Source organism: Actinomadura physcomitrii (assembly GCF_008923205.2).
Taxonomy (GTDB): domain Bacteria; phylum Actinomycetota; class Actinomycetes; order Streptosporangiales; family Streptosporangiaceae; genus Spirillospora; species Spirillospora physcomitrii.
Window position 1 is genome coordinate 59746 of sequence record NZ_WBMS02000053.1, and the last position, 7072, is coordinate 66817.

General features: G+C 73.5%; 6 protein-coding genes. 4 read left to right on the forward strand and 2 right to left on the reverse strand.

Annotated features, from left to right (window positions below; translation table 11 throughout):
- Positions 1-30 precede the first annotated feature (30 nt).
- Positions 31-1278 (reverse strand): sensor histidine kinase, encoded by a 1248-nt coding sequence (locus tag F8568_RS40755; RefSeq protein WP_151599229.1) that lies wholly within the window; start codon positions 1276-1278, stop codon positions 31-33.
- A 304-nt stretch (positions 1279-1582) separates the two neighbouring features.
- Between F8568_RS40755 and F8568_RS40760 the strand changes: the two genes are divergently transcribed.
- The 4 genes from F8568_RS40760 to F8568_RS40775 all read left to right on the forward strand — a co-directional run bounded on the left by F8568_RS40760 (position 1583) and on the right by F8568_RS40775 (position 6670).
- Positions 1583-2122, forward strand: a complete 540-nt coding sequence (locus tag F8568_RS40760) for a cysteine dioxygenase (protein ID WP_151599231.1) — start codon at positions 1583-1585, stop codon at positions 2120-2122.
- A 53-nt stretch (positions 2123-2175) separates the two neighbouring features.
- Positions 2176-3645 carry a sugar porter family MFS transporter gene (locus tag F8568_RS40765; RefSeq protein WP_151599233.1) on the forward strand — a complete coding sequence of 490 codons (1470 nt, stop codon included), beginning with the start codon at positions 2176-2178 and terminating at the stop codon, positions 3643-3645.
- Positions 3646-3948: 303 nt separating this feature from the next.
- Positions 3949-5934: a threonine--tRNA ligase gene (thrS, locus tag F8568_RS40770; protein ID WP_151599234.1), complete on the forward strand. Its 1986-nt coding sequence runs from the start codon at positions 3949-3951 to the stop codon at positions 5932-5934.
- A 109-nt stretch (positions 5935-6043) separates the two neighbouring features.
- Entirely contained in the window at positions 6044-6670 is a 627-nt protein-coding gene (locus F8568_RS40775; protein ID WP_151599236.1) for a hypothetical protein, read from the forward strand.
- On the opposite strand, the gene F8568_RS40780 is transcribed toward F8568_RS40775, so the two are convergent.
- Positions 6652-7072 (reverse strand): Asp23/Gls24 family envelope stress response protein (locus tag F8568_RS40780; RefSeq protein WP_202125928.1); only part of this gene is annotated, 421 nt, incomplete at its 5' end. The genes F8568_RS40775 and F8568_RS40780 overlap by 19 nt on opposite strands.

Consider the following 7072-nt stretch of genomic DNA (forward strand, 5'->3'; position numbering starts at 1 on the left):
GAATCGTCACGACGCCACCCTACGGGGAGATCAGTCGCCGTACGGCAGCTCGGCCGCGACCGTCCAGCCGCCCTGCCCGCGCGGGCCTGCCGACAGCGTGCCGCCGAGCATCGTGACGCGCTCGCGCATCCCGACCAGGCCGTGCCCGCCGCCCTGCGTCCCGTCCGGGACGCCGCGCGCGCCGTCGTCGTCGACCGTCACCGCGAGCGCCTCCGGCCCGTACTTGATCTCCACGTGGACGCGCGATCCCGGCGCGTACCGGGCGGCGTTGCTGAGCGACTCCTGGACGATCCGGTACGCCGACAGGTCCACCCCGGTGTCCAGCCGGCGCGGCATCCCGACGACGACGGTGGCGACCGACAGCCCGGAGTTGCGGGCCGCGGCGGCCAGCTCGTCGAGCCGGTCCAGGCCCGGGCTCGGGGCGCGCTCGGCGCCCTCGTCGTCCGAGCGCAGCAGCCCCACCACGCGGCGGGTCTCGGTGAGCGCCTCGCGGGCCGCGTCCCGCACCACCCCGAACGTCTCGCGGGCGGCGTCCGGCAGGTCGGGGATCTTGAACGGGGCGGCCTCGGCCTGCATCGCGATCACCGACATGTGGTGCGCGACGACGTCGTGCAGCTCGCGGGCGATGCGGGCGCGCTCCTCCAGCACCGCCTGCCGGGCCAGGTCCTGCCGGTGCTGCTCCTCGCGGCGGCGCAGCTCCTCCTCCGCCGACCGGCGGCCGCCGATCGCGTCGCCGAACGTCAGCACCAGCGCGGTGATCCCGGCGAGGATGACGCCGAACCAGCCCGGCATGCCGAACAGCACGGCGGGCAGCAGCACCCCCGCGACCGTCACCGCGCCGACGCCGACGGCCGTCTGGCGGTCGCAGCCGATCCCGGCGAAGAACAGGATGACCACCAGCGCGAGGATCGCGGTGACCGGCCACGGCATGAACCCGGCGCCGTGCCGGACGAACACGGTGACCAGCAGCCCGATGGCCGCGATGCGCCACGCGGCGAGCGGCCAGCGGGCGGCGAAGATCAACGGGGTGGCCATCAGCACCCCGAGCGGCCAGGCCGCGCCCGCGTCCACGTGGTACACCGCGATGGAGATCGCGATGGACCCGGCGGTGAAGCCGATCGTCATGGCGAGCAGCAGGACCAGGATCGGCGCGCGCAGCAGCAGCCGTCCCGGGAGCAGCGGGACGGCGGGGTCGTCGCGGCCCGGCACGACGGCGGAGGCGACCCCGGCGAGCAGCCGGGGCCGCCCGCCGGCGTCGGAGCGGTGCGGTTCGTTCATCTCGCCTGCGAGCCTAGAGCGCGCGGCGCCCCGCCCGCCTGCCTCCGGGGAGGGAGATCGGGCCGCCCCCGCTGGTATCACCGCTGCCCAGGGGCCGGACGCGCCTTCCAGCCTTTCCCGATTGACTTTATAGGGATTATGGCCCATCCTCGTTGCGTGACGATCTCCGCACCGCTGCACGAGCGCCTGCACGTCGATCTGCGCCGCCAGGCAAGCGCGCTGTGTCGCCGGACGTCCCGCTAGCGGACACCCGCCGGCGGACGCGTTCCCGCACGTCCCACCGCACAGCCCAGGAGAACGACGCATGACCGTCACCGCCACCGAGTCCGGCACGCCCGAAAACGGCGCGTCCCGCGCGGCCGGGACCGACGCGCCCGGAGCCGGCCGGCCCGCGCCCTCGGGCGGCCCGTTCGCGCCGCCGCGGCTCGCCGAACGGGCCCGCGCGCTGGCCGACAACCCGGAGGAATGGATCCACCGGGTCCGGCTCGACCCGCAGGGCCGCTGGTACGAGCGCGTCCACCAGGACGCCGACCACGAGATCTGGCTGATCAGCTGGCTGCCCGGCCAGTCCACCGGCTTCCACGACCACGGCGGCTCCGCCGGCGCCTTCGCCGTCGCCCTCGGCGCGCTCGAGGAGCACCGCGTCCGCGACCACCGCGCGGTCGGCGCCGGGCAGGTCCGCTCGTTCGGGCCCGACTACGTCCACGACGTCCGCAACACCTCGGACGCGCCCGCGGTGAGCGTCCACGTGTACGCGCCGCCCCTGTCGACGATGCGCCGCTACGACCTGGACGCGGACGGCGAGCTCGTCCGCCTCGCCGCGGAGTCCGCCGACGACTGGTGAGGCGCGGGCAAAGCTCCCGCATGAGGTCCTTTCTCCGGGGAAGATCCGGCTCCATGAGCACACCGGGCAGCGGAGCGAAGACCACGGCCGGCGACCAGCACGACGGCCCCTCCCACTCGGCCGCCACCGCCGCGCTGCTTACGGGGGCCGCCGCGCTCGGCGGGTTCCTGTTCGGCTACGACTCCTCGGTCATCAACGGCACCGTCGACGCCCTCAAGGACACCTTCCACCTGAGCGGCTTCGCCGTCGGCTTCGTGGTCTCGGCCGCGCTGCTCGGCTGCGCCGCGGGCGCCTGGTTCGCCGGCCCGCTCGGCGACCGGATCGGCCGGGTGAAGGTGATGCTGGCCGCGTCCGCGCTGTTCGTGATCAGCTCGCTCGGCTCGGCGCTCGCCTTCAGCGCCGCCGACCTGACCGCGTGGCGGCTGGTCGGCGGCCTCGCGATCGGCGCCGCGTCCGTCATCGCGCCCGCCTACATCGCCGAGATCGCGCCCGCCGAGCTGCGCGGCCGGCTCGGCTCGCTGCAGCAGATGGCGATCGTCCTCGGCATCTTCGCGGCGCTGGTCGTCGACTACGTCATCGCCCAGGTCTCCGAGGGCGGCGCGACCGGGACGTTCCCGTGGGGCGGCGGCGCCTGGCGCTGGATGTTCGCCAGCGCGGCCGTGCCCGCGGTGTTCTGGGGCGTCATCGCCACGACGATCCCCGAGTCGCCCCGCTACCTGGTGAAGAAGCACAAGATGACCGACGCGAAGCGGGTGCTCGCGCGGGTCATGGGCCGCGGCGACGTGGACGGCAAGGTCAGGGACATCGTCCGGTCGATCGCCGAGGACCGCGCCGTGCACCTGCGCGACCTGCGCGGCTCCCGGCTCGGGCTGCTGCCGATCGTGTGGGTCGGCATCCTGCTGTCGGTCTTCCAGCAGTTCGTCGGCATCAACGTGATCTTCTACTACTCGTCGTCGCTGTGGCAGGCGGTCGGCTTCTCCGAGAGCAACGCCATGCTCACCTCGGTGATCAACTCGGTGGTCAACGTGGCGTTCACGCTGGTCGCGATCGCGCTGGTGGACCGGGTCGGGCGGCGCCCGCTGCTGCTCGGCGGCGCGGCGGGCATGGCGCTGTCGCTCGGCACGCTGACGGCCTGCTTCTCGACCGCCCACGTCGCGGGCGGCAAGCCGGAGCTGAGCGGCGCCGCCGGGCCGGTCGCGCTCGTCGCCGCCAACGTCTTCGTCGCCGCGTTCGCCGCCACCTGGGGACCGGTCGTCTGGGTGATGCTCGGCGAGATGTTCAACAACTTCATCCGGGCGTCCGCGCTCGCCGTCGCCGCCGCCGCGCAGTGGCTCGCCAACTGGGTGGTCACGACGACGTTCCCCGGCATCTCCGGCTTCTCGCTCAGCCTCGCCTACGGCCTGTACACCGCGTTCTCCGTGCTGGCCTTCATCTTCGTGATCCGGGCCGTCCCGGAGACGAAGGGACGCGAGCTCGAGGACATGGACCGGCTCGAACGGCCGAGACGGGAGGTCCGCGCGTGAGCGCGGAAACCGCGGTGCGGGGGACGGCCCCCATCGGTTACCATGAGCCCATGCACGCCGTATCGCGCTCGTTCGAGACGACGACGCCGGGTCGCCCCCGGCGCCACGGCCGCATGCACTGACATCGCACGCTGTGAAGGCCCCGGGAGCGATCCCGGGGCCTTCACCGCTTTCCGGGGTCGTTCCGGGCCTCCCCGCAGGAGGAACAGGAGCAGTCCGATGGAGCCGGACGCGTCCGGGGCACCCCCCGAGTCGATAGCATCGGAACCCGTCGATCCCAACCCACCATCCCGAGGAGTACCCGTGTCCACCGTGTCTGAGCTGCGCATCACCCTCGACGGGAGCGAGCGGGCGGTGCCGGCGGGCACCACCGCGGGGCAGGCACTGGACGCCGACGGCCGCACCGTCATCGCCGCCCGGGTCAACGGCGAGCTGCGCGACCTGGCCGGCGAGCTGCACGACGGCGACGCCGTCGAGCCGGTCCAGATCGGCTCCGACGACGGCCGGGCCATCATGCGGCACTCCGCCGCGCACGTCATGGCGCAGGCCGTGCAGGAGCTGTTCCCCGAGGCCAAGCTCGGCATCGGCCCGCCGGTCGAGAACGGCTTCTACTACGACTTCGACGTCGCCGAGCCGTTCACCCCCGACGACCTCAAGCGCATCGAGAAGCGGATGCGCGACATCGTCAAGCAGGGCCAGCGGTTCGCCCGCCGCCCCGTCTCCGACGCCGACGCCCGCGCCGAGCTGGCCGCCGAGCCCTACAAGCTGGAGCTCATCGGCCTGAAGGGCGCCGGCCCCGTCGAGGACGCCGCGGACGGCGCGAACGTGGAGGTGGGCGGCGCCGAGCTGACCATCTACGACAACCTCGACGCCAAGTCCGGCGAGCTGCGCTGGAAGGACCTGTGCCGCGGCCCGCACCTGCCGTCCACCCGCGTCATCCCCGCGTTCAAGCTGATGCGGTCCGGCGGCGCGTACTGGCGCGGCAGCGAGAAGAACCCGCAGCTGCAGCGCATCTACGGCACCGCGTGGGAGTCCCGGGAGAAGCAGGACGAGTACCTGAGGTTCCTGGAGGAGGCCGAGAAGCGCGACCACCGCAAGCTCGGCGCCGAACTCGACCTGTTCTCCTTCCCGCCGGAGCTCGGCAGCGGGCTGCCCGTCTTCCATCCCAAGGGCGGGATCATCCGCAAGGAGATGGAGGACTACATGCGGCGGCGGCAGCAGGAGGCGGGCTACGAGTTCGTCAACACCCCGCACATCACCAAGTCGTCGCTGTTCGAGATCTCCGGCCACCTGCCCTACTACGGCGACGACATGTTCCCGCCGTTCGAGGTGGACGAGGTCGAGTACCGCGTCAAGCCGATGAACTGCCCGATGCACAACCTGATCTTCCGGGCGCGCGGCCGGTCGTACCGCGAGCTGCCGCTGCGGATGTGCGAGTTCGGGTCGGTGTACCGGTACGAGAAGTCGGGCGTGGTCCACGGCCTCACCCGCGTGCGCGGCATGACCCAGGACGACTCGCACATCTACACCACCAAGGAGCAGATGGGCGACGAGATCAAGTCGCTGCTGTCCTTCGTGCTGAGCGTCCTGCGCGACTTCGGGCTCCAGGAGTTCTACCTGGAGCTGTCCACTCGGGACGACTCCGACAAGTTCATCGGCGACGAGGCCGACTGGGCGGAGGCGACCGAGGCGCTGCGCCAGGCCGCCGAGGAGTCCGGCCTCGACCTGGTGGACGACCCGGGCGGCGCCGCGTTCTACGGCCCGAAGATCTCCGTGCAGGCCAGGGACGCGATCGGGCGGACCTGGCAGCTGTCGACCATCCAGCTGGACTTCAACCAGCCCAAGCGGTTCGGGCTGGAGTACCAGGCGGCCGACGGGAGCCGGCAGACCCCGGCGATGATCCACCGCGCGCTGTTCGGATCGGTCGAGCGGTTCATGGGCGTGCTGATCGAGCACTACGCGGGCGCGATGCCGCCGTGGCTGTCGCCGGTCCAGGCCGTCGGCATCCCGATCGGCGACGCGCACGTCCCGCACCTGGGCAAGGTGGCCGCGCGGCTGCGCGAGCGCGGGATCCGGGTGGAGGTCGACTCCTCCTCCGACCGGATGCAGAAGAAGATCCGCAACGCGCAGAAGCAGAAGATCCCCTACATGCTGCTCGCGGGCGACGACGACGTCGCGAAGGACGCGGTGTCGTTCCGGTACCGCAACGGCGAGCAGAAGAACGGCGTGCCGATCGACGAGGCCGTCGAGGAGATCGTCAAGGCCGTCGAGGCGCGCGTCCAGATCTGACCGCCCGCCCCGGGCCGCGCAGCCGGCCCGGGGCGTCGGCGGGACGTGGGGGATCCGCGGAGTTGGTAGCCTCGACGGTCACGTGCCACGGACCGGGGAGACGAGCGAGATGAAGTCCACGAGGCCGCGGCGGCGGGGGCCGCGGCGGCGGGGGCCGCGGCGGGCGCGCTCGGTCTGGGGCCGGATCGCCGGCTACGGCGGCGCCGCGCTGCTCGTGGCCGCCGCCGTCGTGGTGCTGCTGGTCCCACTGCTCGACAAGGACAAGGGCGGCGCCGACGCGGCGGGGACGACGAGCCCCGGCGCGTCGCCCACGGCCGGGCAGGGCGCCGTCCCCGGCGCGTCAGGGCAGCCGGTCACCCCGACCAATCCCGTGCCGCAGAACACCGGCGGCTCGCCCTACACGGGCGGCGGCCAGGGGGGCGGCCAGGGCGGCGGCATGCAGATCCCCGACCAGAACGGCGCCTCCGGTGCCGACTGGTGCCCGCAGGGGACCGCGTTCTACCGCGCCGCCGGCGCGAGCACCGACGTCACCATCACCGTGTCGTCCAGCGGCGCGATCCGCGCCGAGCTGTCGATCAAGGGGCACGCGCCGCAGGCGCAGCAGACGACCGTGTCGGGCGGCAGGCCGCACACGTTCCGGTTCAAGAACGTCTCCGCGCGGCTGGTGCGGCGGGTGAAGGTGACGACCGTGTCGGTCGGCGTGGCGATGCAGACCTGCTACGCGCGGCCCGCCTGACCGGCGCCCGGCGCGCCGGAGCCCGGCCCCGGCGACCGGCGGACGTCCTCGACCGTCACGTTGACCGCGGTGACCCGCGCGCCCAGCATCAGCCCGGTCATCCGCGCCACGCCCGCCTGCACCGCCGCCGCCACGTCCATGATGACGTGGCCGTACTCGACGGCGATGCCGACGTCGACCGTCACCGCCTCGCCCGCGGGCCGGACCCGCACCCCCGAGCCGAGCGCGCAGACCCCGCCGACCTCGAGCGCGGCGAGCACGGCGACCTTCTCGGCCACCTCGTCGCCGACCGTGATCCGCCCCTCCACCGGCGGCGCCGCGCCGGCCGGCGCGGCGTGGGCGGCCCCGGCCGGGACGGCGGCCAGGGGGGCCGCGGGCGGCGCGGGCAGCGGCGCGCCCGGC